Origin of the sequence: Robiginitomaculum antarcticum DSM 21748 (assembly GCF_000365025.1) — a bacterium.
GTDB lineage: Bacteria > Pseudomonadota > Alphaproteobacteria > Caulobacterales > Maricaulaceae > Robiginitomaculum > Robiginitomaculum antarcticum.
Window position 1 is genome coordinate 171,265 of sequence record NZ_KB823014.1, and the last position, 23,315, is coordinate 194,579.

General features: G+C 51.0%; 19 protein-coding genes and 1 tRNA gene. 4 read left to right on the top strand and 16 right to left on the bottom strand.

Features of this window, described 5'->3' with window-relative positions; genetic code table 11:
- The first annotated feature begins 74 nt into the window (after positions 1 to 74).
- The 3 genes from H142_RS0112810 to H142_RS17290 are packed head-to-tail and all read left to right on the top strand — an operon-like array spanning position 75 to position 3,977.
- Positions 75 to 2,909, top strand: a complete 2,835-nt coding sequence (locus H142_RS0112810; protein WP_026148055.1) for a hypothetical protein — start codon at positions 75 to 77, stop codon at positions 2,907 to 2,909.
- Positions 2,909 to 3,823 carry a hypothetical protein gene (locus tag H142_RS0112815; protein WP_017932550.1) on the top strand — a complete coding sequence of 305 codons (915 nt, stop codon included), beginning with the start codon at positions 2,909 to 2,911 and terminating at the stop codon, positions 3,821 to 3,823. The genes H142_RS0112810 and H142_RS0112815 overlap by 1 nt, the downstream gene beginning before the upstream one ends.
- Positions 3,810 to 3,977, top strand: coding sequence for a GMC oxidoreductase (locus tag H142_RS17290; protein ID WP_083899040.1), 168 nt, complete (start codon positions 3,810 to 3,812; stop codon positions 3,975 to 3,977). Before H142_RS0112815 ends, H142_RS17290 begins: the two co-directional genes overlap by 14 nt.
- Before the next feature lie 105 nt (positions 3,978 to 4,082).
- Here H142_RS17290 and H142_RS0112820 read toward each other — a convergent pair.
- Positions 4,083 to 4,169: transfer RNA gene (locus H142_RS0112820), tRNA-Leu, on the bottom strand.
- A gap of 148 nt (positions 4,170 to 4,317) precedes the next feature.
- On the opposite strand from H142_RS0112820, the gene lipB reads away from it, so the two are divergent.
- Entirely contained in the window at positions 4,318 to 4,950 is a 633-nt protein-coding gene (lipB, locus tag H142_RS0112825) for a lipoyl(octanoyl) transferase LipB (RefSeq protein ID WP_026148056.1), read from the top strand.
- Here lipB and H142_RS0112830 read toward each other — a convergent pair.
- The 15 genes from H142_RS0112830 to ppdK all read right to left on the bottom strand — a co-directional run bounded on the left by H142_RS0112830 (position 4,947) and on the right by ppdK (position 23,282).
- Positions 4,947 to 5,444: a YjgN family protein gene (locus H142_RS0112830; protein ID WP_017932552.1), complete on the bottom strand. Its 498-nt coding sequence runs from the start codon at positions 5,442 to 5,444 to the stop codon at positions 4,947 to 4,949. The genes lipB and H142_RS0112830 overlap by 4 nt on opposite strands.
- Before the next feature lie 68 nt (positions 5,445 to 5,512).
- Entirely contained in the window at positions 5,513 to 6,010 is a 498-nt protein-coding gene (locus H142_RS0112835) for a hypothetical protein (protein ID WP_017932553.1), read from the bottom strand.
- Positions 6,010 to 6,540: a DUF805 domain-containing protein gene (locus tag H142_RS0112840; protein ID WP_017932554.1), complete on the bottom strand. Its 531-nt coding sequence runs from the start codon at positions 6,538 to 6,540 to the stop codon at positions 6,010 to 6,012. The genes H142_RS0112835 and H142_RS0112840 overlap by 1 nt, the downstream gene beginning before the upstream one ends.
- 84 nt (positions 6,541 to 6,624) lie before the next feature.
- A complete protein-coding gene (locus tag H142_RS0112845; RefSeq protein WP_017932555.1) occupies positions 6,625 to 7,596 on the bottom strand; it encodes a hypothetical protein in 972 nt (323 codons plus the stop codon).
- Between the two features lie 64 nt (positions 7,597 to 7,660).
- On the bottom strand, positions 7,661 to 9,523 hold the full coding sequence (locus tag H142_RS0112850) for a monovalent cation:proton antiporter-2 (CPA2) family protein (protein ID WP_017932556.1): 1,863 nt from the start codon (positions 9,521 to 9,523) through the stop codon (positions 7,661 to 7,663).
- A gap of 17 nt (positions 9,524 to 9,540) precedes the next feature.
- On the bottom strand, positions 9,541 to 11,556 hold the full coding sequence (locus H142_RS15795) for a TonB-dependent receptor (protein WP_017932557.1): 2,016 nt from the start codon (positions 11,554 to 11,556) through the stop codon (positions 9,541 to 9,543).
- Positions 11,553 to 12,242, bottom strand: a complete 690-nt coding sequence (locus H142_RS0112860) for an ATP12 family chaperone protein (RefSeq protein WP_017932558.1) — start codon at positions 12,240 to 12,242, stop codon at positions 11,553 to 11,555. The genes H142_RS15795 and H142_RS0112860 overlap by 4 nt, the downstream gene beginning before the upstream one ends.
- Positions 12,242 to 12,922: an HAD-IA family hydrolase gene (locus H142_RS0112865; RefSeq protein WP_017932559.1), complete on the bottom strand. Its 681-nt coding sequence runs from the start codon at positions 12,920 to 12,922 to the stop codon at positions 12,242 to 12,244. Before H142_RS0112865 ends, H142_RS0112860 begins: the two co-directional genes overlap by 1 nt.
- On the bottom strand, positions 12,919 to 14,631 hold the full coding sequence (locus H142_RS16520) for a putative 2OG-Fe(II) oxygenase (protein ID WP_017932560.1): 1,713 nt from the start codon (positions 14,629 to 14,631) through the stop codon (positions 12,919 to 12,921). The genes H142_RS0112865 and H142_RS16520 overlap by 4 nt, the downstream gene beginning before the upstream one ends.
- Complete coding sequence (locus tag H142_RS0112875) at positions 14,628 to 15,620, bottom strand: RluA family pseudouridine synthase (protein WP_017932561.1); 993 nt, start codon at positions 15,618 to 15,620, stop codon at positions 14,628 to 14,630. Before H142_RS0112875 ends, H142_RS16520 begins: the two co-directional genes overlap by 4 nt.
- A 10-nt stretch (positions 15,621 to 15,630) precedes the next feature.
- On the bottom strand, positions 15,631 to 16,014 hold the full coding sequence (crcB, locus tag H142_RS0112880; protein ID WP_017932562.1) for a fluoride efflux transporter CrcB: 384 nt from the start codon (positions 16,012 to 16,014) through the stop codon (positions 15,631 to 15,633).
- Positions 16,014 to 18,176, bottom strand: coding sequence for a penicillin acylase family protein (locus H142_RS0112885; RefSeq protein WP_017932563.1), 2,163 nt, complete (start codon positions 18,174 to 18,176; stop codon positions 16,014 to 16,016). Before H142_RS0112885 ends, crcB begins: the two co-directional genes overlap by 1 nt.
- A 42-nt stretch (positions 18,177 to 18,218) precedes the next feature.
- Entirely contained in the window at positions 18,219 to 19,586 is a 1,368-nt protein-coding gene (locus tag H142_RS0112890) for an NAD-dependent succinate-semialdehyde dehydrogenase (RefSeq protein WP_017932564.1), read from the bottom strand.
- 101 nt (positions 19,587 to 19,687) lie between these two features.
- Positions 19,688 to 20,401, bottom strand: coding sequence for a cell wall hydrolase (locus tag H142_RS16525; protein ID WP_156812030.1), 714 nt, complete (start codon positions 20,399 to 20,401; stop codon positions 19,688 to 19,690).
- Between the two features lie 229 nt (positions 20,402 to 20,630).
- Positions 20,631 to 23,282, bottom strand: coding sequence for a pyruvate, phosphate dikinase (ppdK, locus tag H142_RS0112900; protein ID WP_017932566.1), 2,652 nt, complete (start codon positions 23,280 to 23,282; stop codon positions 20,631 to 20,633).
- Positions 23,283 to 23,315 lie beyond the last annotated feature (33 nt).

Genomic DNA, 23,315 nt, shown 5'->3' on the forward strand with positions numbered 1-23,315 from the left:
ACGCCGTGATCTCCGTCACAGACGGCCCGGTATTTTTGCCCAATCTTCAATCAAATTCAGAATTGGAGAATGTGATGCCAGAATTAATGAGAACCTTTGTCAGCCGGGCACCCCAAAAAACATCGCCTGAAAAGCACGCAAATACGATGTACGCTACTCACGCGAAAAATCTGCGTTCAAAATTTTACAACGACCTATCCAAACTTTGTGAGACCTCAGCATCGGATGAAATTCTAAACGAAGCCGCAGCTTATCTTAAAAACGATAATGCCGTCAGCATAATTGAAGATTTACCTGAAATTTTACAAGCGCCCCTAAAGGCGATGGAACATAAAAACTACGAATTCGTCTATTCTGATGTATCAGAACTTATTAATGGCCGCAAAAGAGGAGCCTTGTTTGGTGACGATTTTGAACAAGGTCATATTTGCCCTACTTCACCTTATTTTGAGGCACGAACACGTTTAGAAGATACGCTTTTGATGCGCTCCCTGGTTCCTGCTGAAAAACCAGAGATAAACCTACAAAGAGCGCTAAAAGGTATTTTATATTTGGAAAAAGCTTACAAAGCTGGGCGTGCGCGTAAAGATATCAATATTCGTAAGCACTTTGAAAAACCAATTCTTCTGGATTCCTGTCTTTTGTCGCATGACCCCTGTAAAGAAAGACCGCAAGATGGGGGGCATTCATTACCTGTCAATGAGCACAAACCTTGTGACTGCGCGGACAATGGAGAATGTCCTGATGAATGCTGTGAATGCGAATGTGACAATAAATGCGTCGAGCAAGATCCGTGTTGTACTAAACTTGTTCCGCATATTGGCGAGCTTTTTATTATTCGCGATGACGTTTATTGTTACGAAGCCAAGGAAATTGCGAAGATTGTGTCGGTAATGGAGTCTGAGTATCGAGAAGTCACTCATCGCAGATTAAAGCGAGAAGAATTATATTCAGAAACACAGACCGAAATTTCAACTCAGGAAGAAACCACACATCAGGTTGAAAAGGCAACAACACTACGTGACGAAATGGACAAGGCGATTGACAGGGATCTAAGCCTAAACACAAGCTCCAGCTTCACGTATGGAGGAGATAAAATTCCTTACTCAGCGACGGCCAGTGTGGACGTCAGTAGTAATACCTCGCGGCGAGATGCCCAGCGAATTGCAAAGGAAACAAGCACACGGATATTGGATCGGGCCGTGAAACAAGTGAATAAAAAAATGAAGTCACTGACATCACGGCGATTAACGCATGAAATTGAAGAGACAAATGTGCATAAGTTCGGTGCCCCAGATGGGGCCCTTAAGGACATGTCCAGGACTTTTCACGAAGTTGTTGAAAAGCGTGAAGCGCAAATGTACAGCGCCGGGATTAAGGGAATGTTGCAAATCAATTTTCCAGAACCAAGTGCGCACTTCTTCGAGCTATTGCAAATTGATTTTGATTTAGAGGCCCCCGAAATACCGTCAAGCAAACCCTTTAACTGTAGTGAATTCACGGTTGAAAATTATCAAGAGATAGCTGGCGAGTACGGTGCGAGTGCTACCTCGCCACCTGAGATGGGGCCCGTAAAATACCTAACCTATCGTGGAAAAAAGGGCGATTCAATTCAAGTAACAGTTCCGGATGGTTACACTGCTACGAAAATGGATCGTGTGGCGAGTTATCTTTATCGCCCAAATGGACTTCGTAAAGGGCATGTTGCGTTTTCATTAGACGGTGACAATGTAGCTGAGTGGAAGGGTAAGAACACATCCGACAGAAATTCCACTTCCATATCTGTACGGGGTCAAGCAACGGCGACTATTACAGGCACAAATTACAATAATAATTCATGGATTGAAGTTCGTCTAACTCTAACCCCAGATCCTGTCGATTTAAAAGGGTGGAAAGAAGACCTATGTGAACAAATCAAAGAGGCCATCAAGAAAAAAGAAGATGCTTATGTGCGTGATGTTGACATTTATGAGGAGGCCAAAGCCCAACATAAAATCAAACAGACGAAATTGGTTGATGAACGCATAAATAAAAGTAATTTTGCCTTGTCCGAAGTGATCAAGGAAAACATTGCGCATCACGCCAAAACCGTCATTGCCTGTAATTTCTTTGATATAGACAATGGTATGCGAAATCGTGTGCAGCCGTGCGGCCTCCCGCAGATGAATTTCAAGCAAACCAAGAAGTATGCCCGCGTAGTAGATCTTTTGGAGCGATGCTTTGACTGGCAGTTCATGTCTTATATGCTTTATGGCCAGTCTCATGCTCAAAAGTGCAAATGGAAAGAACTAGCCCAACGAACCCAATCTAAGAACACCCACTTTCAAAAGTTTTTAAACGCTGGGTTTGGCACGGCAATTATTCCAATCAAAGAAGGTGCTGAATTTAAGGTCAACTACTTCTTGGCGACCGGGTTAATTTGGGATGATGAAGATCAACCCCCGATTCCTGGTAAAGCCTTTGCAGATTTCTTTCAGGAGCTGAAGGAAGCTAAAGGTAATTACTCTACGGATCGCGACGGGTTTGTTATTCATGACACGAGCTACATGCCGACGCTCGATGCCAATCAGGTGGTTCTACAAGACAATGCCGATTATTATGATGATAGTGTTACCCCAGCCATATTTGATACAACACTGGCAGAAGCAGATTTCAACCGTGAAATTTTTATAGACAAGAAAGTATACCGTATTTTAGCAATTGACGAAAACTCGAATGGGGATGTTGTGATTACACTGGATAAGGGTATTCCGGTAGACTCTTATGACAATCCTTATCCATGGGCAACGGGGTTTGTATTTTCGGGTATAAATTGGATCTTCGACCAAGCCACACCACATGCCTGGCTTCGCGAAAATATGCGGTGTTTGCCATGCACGTATCCCATTGAGTGTGAAGAGGTTGAGTAATGGGTGTTTTAGATGAAATCTACCCTGAGACCGAATTGCAAAATTTTGTCTCAGAACAACAGCAACAATTTAAACCATCAAAAAAATCAAAATTAAGAAGAAGATTTGAGAAGGAGTTAGTTCAATCCGTAATGGATCTTTGCGCAATGAATTTTGGGTCTTTTTGGGGAGAAAGGGATAAAGAGTTAGTCGATGACCCTAAAGATGCTTACGATAAAGATTATTGGGAGGTAACGCCGCAAATTGAATATTCGAATGGAAACCAAAATGTTGCGACATGGTATGGCTTGAGTTTGAAGGCCAATAAAAGGCATGATCCTGCTCTAGCAATTAATGCGATACTTCAAAAGAAGGACATATGGAAAATTGACTGCGCAATTTGGTCTCAATTATGTTTAATTCTCGCACAATTGCGTATGCTCGGAAATAAAAAATTCAACAAAATTTACGGCAATAAACTATTCCTAATTCGGCAACATGGGGCCTCAGCGATTGAACGTGGTAGCATTTTTGACCACGGACAAAAATTCAGTTTACAGGATATAAAAATAGAAGATGACATCTTCTATAGATTAAGACCCTCAGCAAAGATTCATGACACCTCTACAGTTTATACTACCAAGCAGATTAAGGCATTTGCTAAAAATGGATACCGATTTACTTTTAGAAATTGGGACGCATCACCAGGAGAGGATTTCCAGTATGAAAACGCGCTTTGGTTAGGTAAAGATCAATATGCTGCATTTGGTTTTAAGGATGAAAATACATGCGTTTATACAGAAAGAGAGCTTAAAAATGCCCTTGCAAACATCACATATTCATCTGGTATGTCAGGAGAGCAGGAAACACTAAATGCATATGCCGATAGAGTGGTTACTTTGGTACAAGTAGAATTTTTAAATGCGTCTTTATGATATAAATCAAGGCCTGAAAGTTCATGGTGTAGACAATATATACATTTGTTCGAACGCAGTTCTTCCGAATGGAAGTGCAGTGAATCCGACACTTACTCTTATTGCTCTGACGGAACGTATATCAGAATATCTGACGACCGAAAAATGCTCATAGATGAACTTCTTGGTGGCGGCTTATGCTGGCCAAAAAAGAGGGACGGAAATCCGTCCCTCAACAAAAATTGCAAATCAGGTTAAATTTCCGCGAGGGCGTATATTTTGGTGCGGCTGAGAAGACTCGAACTTCCACCCGTGTTACCGGACAGCGACCTCAACGCTGCGCGTCTACCAATTCCGCCACAGCCGCACTTGAGGAGCGGCTTGCTACCAAAGGATCGACCCTTTGGAAAGCGAAATTATCGGCGCGAACAGTTCTTGATTTCATAGCTCAAAAGCCCCACGTCAGCATTATGACTACAGCCGCTAAGCTTCCGCCCTGTTATAATGACAGTCTGATAGAGCTGCGTAGAAGCAGTGCGCCGGTGGCGTACCCAAACGCACTGTCAGATATGGAAACGCGAAACGCGGCCATTGCCGCCGGCGAGGCGCGCGAGCAAATTTGGCTTCTGGAGCATCCGCCGCTCTACACTGCCGGTACAAGCGCGAAGCGTGAAGATTTGTTGACCCCTCACCGCTTTGACGTATTTGAGGCCGGACGCGGAGGTCAATACACCTATCACGGGCCCGGACAGCGCGTGGCCTATGTCATGGTCGATTTAAAGACGCGCGGGCGCGACATCCGGTGCTTTGTCAACCAGATGGAAGCTGTCATTATTGATGCTCTGTCCGAATTTGGTGTGCGGGCTGAGAGGCGCGAGGGCCGCATAGGCGTGTGGACTGTGCTGCCCGGAGGAGGCGAAGCCAAAATTGCCGCATTGGGCGTACGCATACGTAAATGGGTGACTTATCACGGCATCTCCATCAATGTGTTGCCTGACCTGTCGCATTTTAGCGGCATTGTGCCCTGCGGCATTGCTGAGCACGGCGTCACGAGCCTTTCTGCACTGGGCAGTGGTGCAACATTGCAGGATGTTGATGCAGCCTTATTACAGGCTTTCACCCACCGGTTTGGACCGATAGGGGCTTAGGCTAATGTATCCGTTTTTGCGCTTGGCTTATGTTTAATTAATGCGTTAAGCCCAAACAACGTAATCAGCGAGGCTAATAAACCGGCAATCATACCTTTAAGGGCAATAGCTTTTACATCCATCGCGCCCTCCATAGCGGCTTCCATAGCCTCAGGGTCATCAGCGCCAACCTCCATAGCAGCACCGAACATAGACATGACTTCTCCGCCCATTAGTACGGCGGCTAAAATAAGGTATAAAACCACATACACAAGAATGGGCACCAGACACATAGCGGGACTTTGCCCGCCATCGCGGTACCGTTTCATCCACAGGAATATCCACGGTACGATCAGTAAAAGTGTCAGCCAACCTAGAATTTGAAAAACCATTCCCGGGCCAAAAAGATAATTTAGAAATGATGGGATAAGACCGATCAATATCAATATGAGTCCGCCTTTAATCATGTCCGGCGATGAAATTCGGCCATTCGGGCTAAAAAATAAATTCATCATAATTACGCTCCCTATTATGTTTTTTAATATATTGAAGTCGTCCTGCCGCTTTTGGCAAGTTCAAACTTTTAAATCTGTTTTGATTTTATGAGCGTGTTTGTGCCGAATAAAAGAGCGAGCGAAGCAAAAATTGGCGCGATAACCGTTGTGACCTCTACGCGGCGCTGCTGTGACATTAACACTTCTTCCATCGCGGCCTGCATGGCGGCCCGGTCATCGGGATATTGCATGCCTTGAGACATGGCATCGCCAAATATATCGCCGAGCCCGATCATGATCAGAATCATACTCAAAATAGGAAACAGGACAATCGGGATCAGCGCCATGACCGATGGATAGCCCCCGTCGCGAAAACGTTTCGTCCATAATAATACCCAAGGCACAACTAGCGTGACGCCGAACAGCGCAAATAACCCCGCCAGACCGGCCGGAACGCCGGAGACATATTGCGCAGCTTGCAAAAATGTCCCGAGCCCGATCAGGAATACTCCGCCGCGCTGCATATTACGGGGGCCAATCGTGCCGCCGGGCACCAGCAGCAAATCAATAAGACGGGGATGCGCCACTATTTAGGCTCTATCATTTGTGTTGGAACGGGGCCGTAGCGGTTTTCGTCGGGCGTGCCGGATTTGAATGCACAAAACAGTGTCAGCACAGCGAGAGGGATTAAATTAACCCAACGCGCCCAGCCGACATTTCTTCTTAGCTCTAACTGATACGCTTTGATAAGCGCTTCGCTCGACTTCTCGTCATTAGCAATTTCCGGGTTAGCCATAAGCTCGGCCATATAATCGTCCAATCCGCCAATCCATACTGTTATTCCCACCACTAAAAGTGTCAACAAAAGCGTAGTGAAAAACAAGCCTGCACTGAAGTTCGCGTCATGCAATCTTCGCGTATAAACGACATAGGCCATAAACAAATTTAAGCAGAGCCAAAATAGGCCAACGTAGAATACAGTCAGGCTCTGTCCCATCGTCTTAACAAAATACCCCTGCAGCCCGACTGAAGCCGCCAAAATGACAAAGGCTATAACGAAGCGCAGTTGCGGGCTGCGTCCTGCGGGAAATAACAAGTCCTTGTGGATCGGAATCATAAAAATGGCCTACGGTAAGAATTGACACCCGCCTATAGACAATGTTTCCGACCCGCGAAAGGCGCGCTATGCGCGCAGCCGTTTCTAGGCTGCACTTAACAGCGGTAGAAGACTTTGGTGAAGATACGGGCTTTCAGCGGCGAGAAAATCCATCAACGCCTGTTCGTTTTCATCATACACCCCGTCTTGCCCGATCGACTCGATAATCCATCCGGCCTCGTCTGCATCAATACGTTCAGCCAAAGCGCTTTCTGCTCCGTTTTTGTTTTGCGGCTCGTCCTGCCCGCCGGTGATTTGCGCCGCAAAGTCCTTGAAACGAAGGTTTTTAATCATATTGCCTAGGCTGAGATCGCCGCGCTGCTTTAGCCATTGGTCACGGCGTAGAGCCTCATTACGGTCAGGCGTATTGTAACTGGTCAGAAACATCAGGTAATTGGCGATCGCTTTGACAAACAGATCCCGCCACCCGGGGTCATTATCCGCGCCGCGCGTAGCAGCGTTTAGCTCAAATAATGCCTGCGCCTCGACCCGCGTAACCGCAATATGATTATCGCCGCCACTCGCATAAATCATATTGCGCAAAATCTCGACATCCGCTGCGCTGACATGGCCGGGAGACAAGCTGCGGCCCCGGCCGATCACGCCCTCACCGAATAGGACAGCCTGTTTGACTTGGGCCAGCGCAAAGCCGATTAGGCGGTCAGGACAGTCTGTTGCGGTGTTGAGCACATTTACCAGAAGCCGCAATTCTGTAATTGTTTCGACGTGGCCGTCTTTGGAAATGCGTGCCATTAGCCAGCTGGCATTGGCATCATCTACATAGCCATAAGGCAGGCTTTGGCGCACGATAAAATCGGTCATCGCCTCCATAAAAAATTCGCCAAAGCTGTCAGTTTTGGTCGGGACCGTATCGGACAGATCAAAAAGACGGTTAGCCTCTTGCACTGAGATATGACCGTCACCGTATAAGGCGCGGCGCAAGGTCAGCACGTCGTTATCGTCAATCGTATCCTGAGCAAAAATACGCGTTAAAATGTCGCCAAATGTTTCACTCATGTCCCGCTCCCGAAATTTGGGCCGAGTCATAAACGGTATTATTCAAAATAGCCTTAATGCAGCACTAGCCGCCGGATCTGCGTTCCCGGTCAGCTTTAAGCGTATTTTCGAGGTTCCGGCGGGCTGATCTGCCGATCTGTCTAAGCTTTTCAAAATCGTCGATCTCAGATTTTTGAATTTCAAGTGTTTGTTGGTCGTGCTCTGTAAATGTTTTGGCCAAGCGGGCGGCTTCATCCGGGGCAACGCCCAGTAAGTGCAGCGCTTGGCGCCCCATTTCCACGGATCCCAAAAAGGTTTCGCGCTCAATCACATCAATGCCGCCAAGCCCGGCGAGGTCAAATACATGCTGGCGGTTGCGCGCGCGCACCAGAAGTTTGGCCTTAGGAAAATGCTCTTTGATTTGCGCCGCCGCGCCGGTCGAGCGGTCGCGATTATCAATGGCGATAACGATTAAATCCGCACTGGCTGCGCCGGCCGTGCGCAGGAGGTCAACATCAACCGCGCTGCCGTAATAAACTTTGTAATCGAACTGCTTGATAAATTCGATATGGTCAGGATCGTGGTCGATGATGGTCATTTCGCACCCCTGCGCGCTCATGACCCGACCGATAATCTGCCCGACGCGGCCAAAGCCCAGAATAATAATTTTCTTATTGAGACCCGATTTTGGCACGGTTTCAGCTTCAATGTCTGCATTATCCCGATCATTTATCCGGCGGATCACGAGGCGATCTATCATCAGCAGCAATATCGGCGTGGCCGCCATCGACAGCGCCACAACGGCAGATAAAAGCTGTGCGTTTTGGATACTGATCGCGCCGGCGCTGCGGCCATATTGAAACAGCACCAAGGCAAATTCGCCGCCTTGCGCCAACAGCCCCGCAAAGATCAATGTTTCGCTTCGGCCCATATTGCTGACTCTGGCCAGCGCATAAAGAATAGCAAATTTTCCGCCGATAAGCCCGACGACTAAAAGTCCGACTGTAACCGGGTGATTACCAAGCGTCGCAAAATCCAGCGACATGCCGACTGACATAAAAAACAATCCCAATAACAAAGCTTTAAACGGCTCTATATCGCGCTCCAACTGATGTCGGTAGTGACTGTCGGCCAGTACGACGCCGGCTACAAACGCCCCCAGAGCGGCAGACAAGCCCAGCCACTGCATCATGAGCGCTGCGCCAACGATCAGAAGCAGTGCGATAGCCGTGAATATTTCGCGCACATTATTTCGGGCGATGAATTTAAAAACCGGATTAAGCAGAAGTCTGCCCAGTAAGATCATACCGGCAAAAACGCCAAAAAGGCATACGGCATAAAGCCATCCCCCGGGCGCAGAAAAGCTACTCTCGTAATTATCCTCAGCGCTATGAGCGATATCCTGCGCCGCGTCGACAATATCTACGCCTGCATAGGCGGCGAAGACCGGAATCAAAGCAATAATCGGGATGACGGCAATGTCCTGAAAGAGCAAAACAGAAAAAGCCGATTTACCGGCCCCGCTATCCATAGAACCGTTTTCCTGCAAAATTTGCAGGGCTATTGCGGTTGAGGACAGGGCCAAAGCTAAAGCAATAAGCGCCGATTGACCCCATTGTAGTCCTAAAAGCATGGCAACCGCGAAGATAATCGCCGCTGTTACCGCGACTTGAGCGCCGCCAAACCCCACCAGTCGGGACTTCATTTTCCACAGTTCGCTGGGCTGTAGCTCGAGCCCGATCAGAAAGAGCATCATGACGACACCGAACTCAGCGAAGTGCAGAATAGTCTGAGGATCGTCAATAAAGCCCAATACGAAAGGCCCAATAATCACGCCGGCAATAAGATAACCGATAACAGATCCGAGTCCCGTAAATTTAGAGACCGGGACCATAATGCAAGCTGCGGTCAGAAATACGGCTACGCTAAAGAGTAATGAGGCGTCCATGACTGTGCCTAGCGCGGCTAGAACGTCTTCTCAAGCGTTACGAAAAGACTGCGCGGGCGGCCCGGAAAATAACGCTCATTACCAAAGGCAAAATCTGCGCGGTCAGCGTATCGCGTATCGAAGAGGTTCTCGGCGCGGACAAAGAATTTTGCGCTCTGGGTCAGGTCATAACTTGTGCCGCCCGTGACGACTGTATGACCGGGATAATCCTGCGTATTGGCGGCATTGGTGAAATACTCGCTCATATAATTAAGCGACAAAGATAGCGCGTAAGGCTTTTCAAGCGGCGCGTAGCTGAGCAGGCCGTAGGCTGTGACGTGCGGCGCAGTATCGATGTCATTCCCATTTGTGATAATTTCCGAGCTATTAGCAACCTGATTGGAAAAGCCGTAAGTATTTTGCGCAAAGGCGGCGTTGCCGGAGATATGCCACGTTTCCGATATATCCCAGCGTCCTGACAGCTCTATCCCGGCGTGGTCAGTTTCACCATCAGCCACATTAAACCCATCAGCGTCACGGAAAAAGAAATTATCTTTACGCTGGATATAGGCCGTCGCGTCCCAAGATAAATTGCCTGCACTACCGCGAAGCCCGATCTCGAAAGCATCCAGCGTTTCAATATCTGCCGGATTAACGGCCTGATTAACCTGCACTCTGTATAAATCGGAGGTCTGCGGCGCGCGTTCGCTATGAGCGAGTTTTGTAAAGCCTTCTAAATTTGGGGTAATTTGATAGCTGGCAGATATCTGGGGTGAGAACAGTGTGTAATTATTCTTTTGATCGGTAAGGCGCAGGAACCGTCCAAACACGCCACTATCGATATTATTACGATAATCATATTTAACTTCGGAGAGTCTTGCCGCGCCGGAAATATCAACTTTATCGGTCGCGCGGTATAAAAAATTTGCACTTATATCGACGTTAAACGCATCGACATCATAATCGTAATGTTCGCCTTGAATAAAACTGAACCGCGTGGGGGCCTCTTGAAATTCATCTAAATGACCACGGGTAGCTTCTGCATTCATTGAAAACCCATAGCTGAAGGCGTCAGAGTAATAGGTGACATCACCTTTAAATCCCAGGCTTTGATGGTCATTGCGCTCCAAAGCTTGACCCGGCAAAAAATGAAGGCGAAAATCCATATCCGCACGGCGCGCAAACGTTTTTAAAACCAGAGAATAGTCGCCAAAATCACGCGACGCCCCTATATAAGCCAGAGCGCTGCGCGTATCTCGAAAAGCCTCGGGATTGGCGTTTCTAAACGCAATTTCATCGTCTTTATAGGCATCAGTCCCCAGCGCAAATCCTGCCGTCTCCTGATTAAGGTTGGTCACCGTGGCCACGCCCCATACCGTCCAAAGATCAAAATCATGCTGCCCCCGTATGAGGATCTTCTGTACGTCATATCCGCTATCAGCACGATAGCCGCCGTCATGAACTGCAGATAGGCCAAGGCTGACACGCCCGGTTCCAAGCAAAGCTTTACCGGCAACATAATCATCAGAGCCCAATGTTATTGCCGCGCGGTTGTTATCTGGTATTTTTGTCTGCGCATTAATTGCGCCATGCTGGGCATTACCTCCGAATTGAGCCATATGCGGCCCTCTGTAAATTCCAAGGTTGTCAACCAGATCAAATGGCATTTCCAAAAAGCCGTTCACATTGGCGAAGCCGGGCGCGCGCAAGCTAATTTCGTCCAGCAAATAAGCAAAGCTCCCTGCCCCCGCGCCTCCGGTTAGTACGGGCGAGCGTATGGACGTCAAACTCTCGACGCCGCTGCCCTGCTGGATTTGTACGCCCGGTATGGTGTTAAGCGCCTCGCTGGGCACAAGCAAAATAGCGCCCGGGGCAATCGTTTTTTGGGATCCAGAATACTCCGTATTATCAACGATACTTCTTACAATTATTTCATCTGCTGAAGCTTCTGTCTCCAATGGATAAGATAATAATAAAGGCTCATCTTCGCCTTGTACCTGCGCCCATAACGGGGCCGCGTAGAGCAGCAAGATAACGGCAAATAAATATTTCATGTAATATCCAGTACTTTGGCCAGAGCGAGCGTTTCGCGGCGGATGTTTTCCGTGCGCTCGGCCGCCTCTTCATCCTCGCCCCAACGGGCGATTTGGAAGAGCTCGTCCGTACGCGAGCGTGTCAGCGCGTCTGAGGCAGATATAAACCCATCCATAACCGCAATGGCCAGCGCAGCAGACCCGAACACAACGGTAAAATGCACCAATAATGTCAGGCGCAAATCATCCTGCCGGGCAGCATATTGCGCGCCGATCTGCGTCATGGTGGCATCCTGTGATCTAAATAAGCCGTCCGTAATATCTAATTTAATATCATGCACAGCCTTCGCCCACGCCAACACATCGTCAAATGCTGCAGCTTGGTTTTTGCGCAGTTCTGCAGGAGCGACCGCGCGATAACACGTCAAATCCGTACCCAGATATTTGGCCACTTCCGCATAGAGGCTATCGCGATTGTGCGCGGTGCGCTCGATCGCAACGTTAAGCAATCGCGTGACGGGCATTGTCTCCGGATTTATCTCTCGCTCTTGAGCGTCCCATTCATCAGCAATGAGCTGTGCCAGCGCTTGGCTTTGCAAATGCATCGCTTTGCGGCCCGGCGTCTTAAGCTCTCGTGCATCGAGAAATATGCCATAGCCATTTGCGGCCGGTGACACGGTCACCGTCTTGTAAAACCGTTTCGCCATTATGCCGCTTTTGATTTTGCAAAATCCAGTAGAGACGCGCTGAGCATTTCAGCATCATTAAACATCGAGTCCGCGCCGCCGCCACGAATCTCGGCTTCGGTATGAAAGCCCCAACTCACACCGAATGCGGCGCATCCCGCCGCTTTGGCCATGGCCATATCGAACGACGTATCTCCAATAACAACCGCGTTTTGAGGCGGGGTTCCGGTGGCGTTAAGGTTCGCCTCAATCATATAAGGATGCGGCTTTCCCGGCCCGTCCGAGGCACAATAATTTGCGTCAAATATGTCGCCCCAGCCTTCGCGGGCCATAATAGCTTCCAGCCCGCGCCGTGATTTTCCCGTTGCAATACCCAGCGCCCATCCCTCAGATTTAAGCGTATTGATGATTTCGGCCATGCCAGCATAGAGCTGTTCAAGCTCTTGGCCACCCTGCCGTAGAGCCACAAATTCAGTCTTATACGCTTCAATCAAAGTCGTCAGGCCGTGCTCACCAATATCGCGCGGCGCGAGGCGATCAATGGCAACCTCCAGCGACAGGCCGACAATTTTACGGGTCTGCTCATAGCTCGGCGGCGTAAGCTCGCAGGACATAAAAGCGCGCTCCATTGCGGCGTTGATCATGAAACGGCTGTCAATCAATGTCCCGTCAATGTCCCAGATTGCAAGCGGCCTGTTCACGGCGCAGGCACGACGTCAAATGGCAAGGTGAGGCGCGGCTGATCGCCGGAAATCGGCAATGTGCCGTGCCACATATAGGACGGGAACAGCACCAGACGGCCCGGCTTGGGCTGTATAATCTTTTCCGGTATTGCAATTGCGGGGATGTCCAGCGGCGGCGCGCCAAAGCCGATCCAGCCGGATTTCGTCTTCGCGTCTGCAACTTCGTCAGGAACATCGACATAGTAAGAACTGGATACCCAGCCTTGGGGGTGAACATGGTTTACGTGATGCCCGCCTGCGGTCAGGCGCACTGACCACGCTCCGGCCAAACGATAATTGCCGCTATTTCGGCGTGTTAAAGGGTGCACGGGCGCCTGCCCGACGGTGTCCATATAATCTCTGATAGGCGCGTCTATGGCTCTGAAAAACGCGGTGATGACAGGGTCATTGGAAAAGCGCAAATCCTGATGCGTCTGTGTACCGAAACGCAAAGACTGATCCAGCGGTGCGGACTTATAATTATGTAATTTACCCAAGGCTTTTGATAACGCCGCATTAAACGCGGCTATATCATCATACCCTGCGGGCGCAGACAGATCATAAACACGTACGAATTTATCATAATTATAATAATAGCTGTAATCCTGCCCCTTCAGGCGTCCAGCTGTGGCTTTCACCGCGATCCAAAACTGGTCATTAGGCGTCACAGCCAGCGCGCTATGAGCGGCGACCATGGCGTCCTCAATATGCCCGCTCGCTAGCGCAGCGCGCGCGAAAATCGGCATTATGCTGAGATCTCCGGGACAGGTGCTGAGCGCCTGTCGTGACATTTCATAGGCTTTGGATGCATTACCGGCGCCCAGCGCGATCTGGGCCTGCGCCGCTAATATTTCGGGTGCATTATCGAATTTGGCTGCACCAGAGATTAGCGCTTTGGCGCTGTCTTCGCGGTGGCCCAGATCATCCAACGCCTTGCCCGCTGCGGCCACGATTCGCACGCCGGACCGGTCTTCACCCAGCGCTTCAAAAGCTGTGGACAGCGCGCCTGCTGCGTCTCCCGACATCGCCATAGATTGAACGGCCACGGATAGCGCCTGCGCGCCCAAGGCGTCATTTTCGAGATAGGCGCTGCGGGCATGAGCAGCGGTTTTGTCGACCTGACCCATATCTGCGGCCAATTGGGTCTTCAGCAGAGCGCCCTGCCCTTTATTCATTCGGCCCTCGCCCAGAGCGTCCAGAGCCGATGAGGCTGCGGCAGCCTGACCGCTATCTTTGAGCGCGTAAATGCGGCCAATAGCGAAATTGGCGTTATCAGGCTGCATTTTAACCAGCGTATCAAAATGCGTTAAAGCTTCGGCAGGCTGATTTTCACGCAGCAACATAAAGGCCAGATTCTGACGCGGGGCAATCATGTCAGACGCAATATTAATGGCGCCGTTAAAGGCCATTTCAGCGCGTGTCGCATCACTGTTTTTAAGATGCACATTGCCGAGTGTATTATAAAGTTCGGGATCCTTTGGCGCCTTACCCATCGCAGTTTGGAGGCGCGCAAGAGCCGTTTTGATATCTTTGCGTTCAGCAGCAATCATGGCACCAAGATGAAGAGCCCGAACGTGAAACGGATTAGGGGCGAGGATATTGCCGACCCATTGTTCGGCGACATCGTATTTACCGTTTTTATAATGCGAAAAAGCGCCCGCGAGTGTCTGTTCAACCTGCTCGCTCATGAGACCGGTTCCATTTCTGGAATCGGCATTTTTGGATCAAAGCCGAATATATCAAATGCGTGCTGAATATGGGCCGGCAGGGGCGCAATAAAGGTCAGTGATTTTCCATTACTCAGAGGCAGAGTGAGTTCGCGCGCATGCAGATGCAGCTGCTCGTCTAGGCTGGTCGGGAGCGGACGGTCGGTCAGATATTTAGGATCGCCTGCCAGCGGCGCGCCGAGCAGCTGCATATGAAGACGCAGTTGATGCGTGCGGCCGGTTTGCGGCTGCATCACCACCCAAGCCGCTTTGGTGCCCGCTTTCGCGACGACCTGATATTGTGTGCGGGCATATTTTGCGCCCTCTGCCCCGTGCCGTACGGCGACCATGATCTCTTGTCCGGCCATATGATTGCCAAATGAATTATCGCGTATGCCCTTGGCGATATAGCCTTTGATCTCGCCCTCCATGGGGCGGGGCAGTCCATTGGTGATGCCCCAGTAAATCTTGCGCGCTTTACGCGAAGCAAAAGCGCTACCCAGCATTTTGGCGCTGGCTGCGCTTTTAGCAACGACCAGTACGCCGGACGTATCGCGATCCAGACGGTGAACCAGACGCACGCCATCGCCGAGCGCAGGGAGCAGGCGGTCAATATGATTCGAGGTTTTAGATCCGCCCTGCACGGCCAGTCCAGCGGGTTTATTGAGCGCGATCAAATCCTCGTTTTCGAAAATAATCATATCGCGGATGAGACGCTGCTCGTCACTGTGTAGAGACGGCTTTTCGCGCGGCTCTTCGGTTGGGTCCGGCAGGGGCGGTACGCGCACGGCCTGACCTGCAGTCAGGCGAAAATTACCTTTGGCACGTTTGCCGTCAACGCGCAGTTGACCTGTGCGCAGCAGCTTTTCAACCCGTCCATGCGGAATATGGGGAAACAGGCGCTTGAACCAACGGTCAAGCCGCGATCCATCATCACCCTCGGGGACAGTTAATATTTGTACGGCGCTCATGTGCGGCCTCTTATAGCGCAAATAGCCGTCTCGCAATCACTAGCCCCAGAGCCAGTGCTATTATCGAGATAATAACAGATGCGCCTACATAGCCCATCGCCGCAGCGTAGGCCTTTTTCTCGATCATCAGCCATGTTTCCAGAGAAAAAGCGCTAAAGGTGGTGAACCCGCCCAACACGCCAAGGCCAAGAAACAATCGCAAAGTCTCTCCGCCCGAGACTTTATGGGCTAACCAGCCCACGAGAAGCCCCATTACAAACCCGCCCAGAATATTGGCCGCCAGCGTTCCCCACGGAAATCCCGGGCCTGCCGCGCGGAACGCCGCCTTGCCGAGACCGTAACGCAATGCGGCTCCAATAGCCCCGCCCAGCGCAACGTAAATCACAGGAGGCATTATTTAGAGGCCCCTCGCGAACCGGGACGGTAGGCTTCCGCGGCCGCAGCACGAACCTCAGCTTCGGTAATAAGCGCTCTGCGGAATTTATGCCCTGTAAAGAGAGGCGCTTGATCCGCATGATGCGGCGAGGTCTCGTCCAATGTCGCCGAACCGAAATTATGGATAACATCAGCCGAAATGGCCCCGGCCTCATCCCACTCAATCAGCGCAATGTAGCTATCTCCCGCTGTCATATGCAACTGTCCGTCATCGCGGCGCCCATTGGGATAAACTGCGCGCAATGTCGTCGCTCCGCCATCAATGGGCAAATTGACATCTCCTCGCTTGAGACGGTTTACGTCTCCCCATTGCGGGTCATAGCGCCCATAATGGGTCATCAGATAGTCGACAGCACTGATAAAAGCCTGACGCGGCGTTGGCGGTGCATTGCCGGTATATTGCTCCGTCACAAAGTCCAGAACAGTAAGACCGCCTAAAGCGCCCCTGCGACTATCGACATCAAGGCGCATATTCCATCCGCGCATATGCTCCAGGGCCTTGGCGTAAACGCTGCCTTCATCGAATTTTTCAGCCAGAACAACTTTTAATGCCTCATCAGCAATAGAGCCAACCGCGAAGCCGGTATCATATTTAATGGCCAGTAGCTTTTCACGGTCAATCGGGCTCGTCCCGTCCGTTAGCTCTAATATCCGCATAGCACGGTTGCTCATATTGGTTTGCAGTACCATTTCTGTAGGAAAGTCTTCAAACCTTAAATTGCCCGGGCCATCTGTCGCCGAAACGGGTGTATTATTCGCGTTATAGAGAAACCCGCTGGGCGGATTAAACAGCATAGGCGTGTCGCTATAAGGGCGATAATCCGTCCAAATTAGATCACTGCGGTCACCGGGCAAGTCGCCGCTATAATCCCAGCCAGCTTTGCGGTTTGGGTATTGGGCGTTATGAATAAACCCAACATTGCCGTCCTTGTCGCCATAAATGTAATTAATGCTTGGTAGGGCATGAATTTTCATGGCGGCCATGAACTCTTCGACATTAGTCGCGCGTCCAAGAGCAACATATTGGTCCAATTGGCGCACTTCGTCATGACCGGCAAAGCGCACAGCAATAGGGCCATCCGATGTATCAATAACAGCGCCATGGTCGGAAACTTTGATTTTACGCGAGGTTCTAAACACAAAAGGTCCAAATAATTTTACCTTTAACTTGGCCGTGCGGTAAGTGAAATCTTTCCATACGCCGTCCAGTCTATATTGATCGGCATTATCGGGGTTTACAATAATGCGATATGTGTCGGTTAAATCCGGCGCGCTGACCGTATTGGCCCATCCTAAATGCTCATTAAAGCCGCTAAGGATAACGGGCGTCCCGGGAAATAGACCCCCTTGAATATTCATTCCTTCACCGGAAATGGTGTGAGCTTCATACCACGCCACAGGCCCGTTTAAGGGTTGGTGTGAGTTAATAAACAGCCGCGTTATATCATCACCGCTACGCTCTGCGCTGACAGCAAAAGCGTTAGAGCCACGCTCAAATGGTGCAGCTTTATCCATATTGAACGCATCGCGCCCCCCGTCAGGATCCAGAGCCAACTCGACCTTACGTTCACCGGTAAACAGCTCTGACAGTTCTCCGTCAAAGCCATAAAAGAACGGCGTCTTCATGACAAAGCCAGCGACGACATCCTGCTCGGTAAAGGGCGCAAGACCCGCCCATGTCGTCTCGGGGTGCCGGGCGGCGTACAGATTTAGGCCTGCGGCATAGGCGCGGGACATATCTTTAGTATGGGGCGAAACGCGAGTTTCGTAATCCCGGTCAATGCGCCCCCACACATCCATAATTTCAACTATCACATCAATCGGGGCGCCCTCTTTGCCGCGATATCGGCTCATCACGCCTCGAGCGGCGGCCACAGAAACCTGTATGGTCTCGTAATCATCTTCAGCATGAGCAAAGCCAAGGCCAAAGGCCGTGTCGACATCGCGCTCGCCAATAATATGAGGCACGCCCCAATCATCGCGGAGAATCTCGACTTTGTAATTGGCAGCCCCGACGCTGAGCTGCTCCGCGTCGACATGTGACAAGCCGTCATAGCTATAAACCGCAAGCGCCGCCAAAATGGCAAGAATGAGTGCGGCTATCCATTTTATAAATCGCATAAGGGTCTCCTGACGCGTTTATAAAGGAGCCGCGTATATTATCTAGTGCGCGATTGATACAGTTTTGCAATTGCAAAATGCGCGGATGCCTTCCGAGGACAATTCGCGGCCATACCCGCTGACTTTGATGCCACCAAAAGGAAGGCGCGGATCAGATGACGTCATGGAATTGACAAATGTCGCCCCTGCCTCAATCTGACGGATGGCTTGTTGCTGCTCGTCCTCATCAGCAGTGAATATGGCAGACCCAAGCCCGAATTCAGTGTCATTAGCGATTTTTATCGCCTCGCTTAGGGAGGAGACTTTGAAAAATAACGCGACAGGACCAAAAATTTCATCGCTATAGGCCAGATTGCCTTTTTCGATATTATCCAGAATGCCGGGTCGAAAGTAGAAGCCCTTACCGTCGATAATTTCAGCACCGAAAACGCGGCGTGCCCCTTGAGTGATGGCCATCTCGACCTGCGCAGCTATATCCTTACGGGCCTGTTTGGTGACCAGCGGACCGACATCTGTGTCCTCTTTCATCGGCTCGCCGACCTTTAACGCCTTGAAGCTGTCAACAAATTTGGCTTTTACATCGTCATAAATGTCTTCGTGAACAAGAAAGCGCTTGGCTGCGATGCAGCTCTGGCCGTTATTTTGGGTTCGGGCCTTCGTGCCAACTTTCACGGCCTCATCAATATCGGCTGAGGGCATGATGATAAACGCATCCGAACCGCCAAGTTCCAACACAGTAGGCTTAATCAGCTCGCCGCATATAGCTGCCACAGAGCTTCCTGCTGGCTCTGATCCGGTCAGTGTGGCCGCACGCACGCGCGGATCACGCAAGACATGCTCTACTGCGCTACCGCCAATGAGCAATGTCTGAAACGCTCCTTCTGGAAATCCCGCACGATCAAAAATCTCGGATATAGCAAGAGCCGATTGCGGCACATTGGACGAGTGTTTGAGAAGCCCCGTATTGCCCGCCATCAACGCCGGCGCAGCAAAACGAAAGGCCTGCCAATACGGGTAATTCCACGGCATCACAGCCAGAACAGGTCCGAGCGGCAAATATGTCCGGTAAGATTTTTTTGCGTCCGTCTCAACAATTTCGTCGGCCAGATAATCTTGCGCATTATCGGCATAATGCTCGCAGACCCACGCGCATTTTTCGACTTCGGCTTTAGCCGAGGCAAATGTCTTGCCCATCTCCAGTGTAAGGATTTTAGCGTAATGCTCTGTCTCGTCTTTGAGAATTTTTGCGGCCTTACGCATGGCCTTTGCCCGCTTCTCAAAGCTCCAGTCGCGCAGAACGTGGTGCGCGGCAAGGCTTTTTGCGATCGCCGCATCGGTTTGCGCCTCTGTATGGGCGTCAAAGGTCTTTACAACCTCACCCGTTGCAGGATTGAGAGTCTGAATGGCCATAAGAAATCTCCGTCTGAGCTAGCGTTAAGAGCGTGATACTCTATCAACGCGTTGGCGCAAGACGGGTTTTTTAAATTATGGAGATGACGCAGCGCCAGAGGCTAAGGCGCAAGGACCCTATCGCGGGAAATTTCGCGGCGCGTTTTCATGCGGTAAAATTGGTGTGAGCCGATGCGCCGCGTCGGCATTAAAGAGCCCGACCAGACCGGGTTGATTTGTAAAGTATGATAGTGTGTTGCGCCTTCAGTCATCGGATGATGTACGCCGGACAAAGCATAATCAGCAATCCGCTGGGCGCGGCGCCACGCCTTGGGCGCAGTTTTTTTATTGAGTGATCCGTCGCAGGTGAATGAAAACTGGCAACCCGTGCTGCGCTCAGATCCTTGGTAGATGACGCCGCATACCGTATCCGGATAATGCTTTGAGCTGATGCGGTTGATAACGACTTCGGTGACGGCCTTCTGGCCCGCCAGCGTTTCGCTGCGCGCTTCGTAATAGACGGCTTGAGCCATACATTTACGCTGAGCGCCGGTGGCGTCGGCTTTGACAATCTTGCTATAACGCAATTGCGGCATGCCTGATAAGGCAATTTCGTCACGCTGCGTAGCGGTCGTCTCTAAATGGAGCGCCGCAAATTTTGCGCCTGCGCTTTCCGGCAATGTTGGTGTTTGTTCGAAATCAATAAAAGCCTGCACATCGGCGGGAACCACATGGGAGGATGCGGCGTTACTAATGACAGGCAAGGAAATTACCGCAGCTAAGGCTGCCGTACAAGCAAGTCCGGTTCCGGCGTAGCGTAAATAGCGCTTCGTCATATGTAACTCCCCGGCCACATGATCGGCCAATTTCAGTTGCGAGGGATTTAATGCTATTTTCGCGCCAATCAACCCCTAAACAGGAATTAATAACACATGTTACTTTTTGCATAGCCCCCCGGCTCATGCTGAAATTAAGAGCTCTGATTCGGTAAATCAGAGAATAATCGCAGCAGAGCGGGTTATTGTTAATAAACAGTGACTAGCAGATTCGTTTAGAAATGGCGTCCTAAATGCTATTTATGGCCGCCTGCCCCGCCGCCAGACGGGCAATAGGCACACGGTAGGGGCTGCAAGAGACATAGGACAGGCCTGCGCGGTGACAAAACTCAATAGAGGCGGGATCGCCGCCATGTTCGCCGCAAATGCCCATTTTAAGGTCTTTACGTGTTGATCTACCGCGTTCGGCGGCAATCTGGATCAAATCGCCCACACCCTCTTGGTCAAGCGTTACGAAGGGGTCTTTTTCCATTATGCCCTGCGCGACATAATCCGGCAGGAAGCGCCCGGAATCATCGCGCGAGAGCCCAAATGTAGTCTGCGTCAGATCATTAGTGCCAAAACTGAAGAACTCGGCTGTTTTGGCGATATCGGCGGCGCGCAGTGCGGCGCGGGGCAATTCAATCATCGTACCGATGATATATTGAGGCTCTCCGTCGATTTGTGCAGCGACAGCAGCGATTTTGCCCGCCAGAATTTCCAGCTCTTTGGCGCTACTGATCAATGGGATCATAATCTCGGCAATCGGCATAGTGCCGGTCTCTTTGCCAACGACAACCTGCGCTTCCAAAATGGCGCGCGCCTGCATTTCATAAATTTCGGGATAGCTGATCCCTAGACGGCAACCGCGGTGACCCAGCATAGGGTTTGTTTCGTGCAGCTCTTCCGCCCGTGCCATCAAAGCCCCTACGGAGAGGCCCGTGGCTTCAGAGACGGCTTTGACATCATATTCGCTATGCGGCAAAAATTCGTGAAGCGGCGGGTCAAGCAGCCGGATCGTGCAGGGCAGATCGCCCATAATCCGGAAAATAGCGGCAAAATCATCGCGCTGAACCGGCAGGATTTTATCCAGCGCCGCACGGCGGCCCTGCTCATCTTCGGCCAGTATCATTTCGCGAAAATAACCCAAACGCGAGGCCTCGAAGAACATATGTTCTGTGCGGCAAAGCCCTATGCCTTCAGCGCCGAAATCCTTGGCCGTTTGAACGTCCAGCGGCGTTTCCGCATTGGTGCGGACTTTAAGGGTACGCGCGCGGTCCGCCCATGCCATCAATGTGGCAAATTCACCGCTCATTTCCGGCTGTATCATTTTGGCTTCACCGGCCAGAACCTGTCCTGAAGACCCGTCTACGGTGACCGTATCGCCTGCTCTGACAACGCGGCCGGCGGCGGTGAATTGCTGCGTAGCGTAGTCAATGCGGATATCACCCGCGCCGGACACGCAGGGGCGTCCCATGCCGCGCGCGACGACGGCGGCGTGAGACGTCATACCCCCACGAGCCGTCACAATGGCCTGAGCGGCGTGCATACCGTGAATATCTTCGGGTGAGGTTTCCACACGCACTAAAATAACCTTTTCGCCGCCTTTGGCGCGCATTTCCGCTTCATCAGAGGAGAAGACAACCACGCCAATGGCTGCCCCCGGTGAGGCCGGCAAACCCGTTGCGATCACGTCACGCGGGGCGTCCGGATCAAGTGTGGGGTGCAAAAGCTGATCAAGCGAGCCCGGCTCAACGCGCATGACGGCTTCATCTTCGCTAATCATGCCTTCGCTGGCCATATCGACGGCAATTTTAAGTGCGGCGCGCGCCGTACGTTTACCTGTGCGGGTTTGCAGCATCCATAATTTACCGCGCTCGACGGTAAATTCGATATCCTGCATATCACGGTAATGTTTTTCTAAGTCGTCAAAAACGGCGGCGAGCTGTGCATAAACTTCCGGCAGCGCCTCTTCCATAGACGGCTCTAAATCTCCCATCTCTTCGCGCGCAATTTTGGTCAGGGTTTGCGGCGTGCGGATACCCGCCACCACATCTTCGCCTTGAGCGTTAATTAAAAACTCGCCGTAATAGGCTTTCTTGCCCGTTGACGGATCACGGGTAAAGGCCACACCGGTGGCGGATGTATCACCCATATTGCCAAACACCATAGCCTGTACATTGACTGCCGTGCCCCAACTGGCGGGAATATCCTGCAGGCGGCGGTAAACTTTGGCGCGGTCATTCATCCAGCTGCCGAAGACGGCATCAATCGCCCCCCAAAGCTGCGCCTTGGGGTCCTGCGGGAAGTCTTCACCCAAGGCTTTTTTGACAGCGGATTTATAATCGGAAATTAAGCTGGCCCAATCATCGGCAGTCAATTCTGTGTCGAGTCTATACCCGCGATCATCTTTATAGGTATCCAGAATATCTTCGAATGTGTGGTGATGCATACCCAGCACGACATTGGAATACATCGTTATGAAGCGGCGATAACTGTCCAGCGCAAAACGGCGGTCACCCGAGAGTTTCGCCAGACCTTCGGCGGTATCGTCATTCAGGCCCAGATTGAGGACCGTATCCATCATGCCGGGCATGGAGGCGCGCGCGCCGGAGCGCACGGAGACGAGAAGCGGGTTAGCTTTATCGCCAAAACCTTTGCCGGTTTCGCGTTCCAGCTTGGCCAGAGAGGCTTCGACCTGATCGGTCAGCTCTTCGGGATAGGATTGGTTATTGTCGTAAAATGCGGTGCAAACTTCGGTGGTTAACGTAAAACCAGGCGGGACAGGTAAGCCCAAATTGGCCATTTCAGCCAGATTAGCGCCCTTGCCCCCCAGCAGATTTTTAAGCCCGGTTTCGCCTTCGGCTGTGCCGCCGCCAAAATTATACGCCCATTTGGTCATTCTACACTCCGTTTATGATCACTCTTAACGACG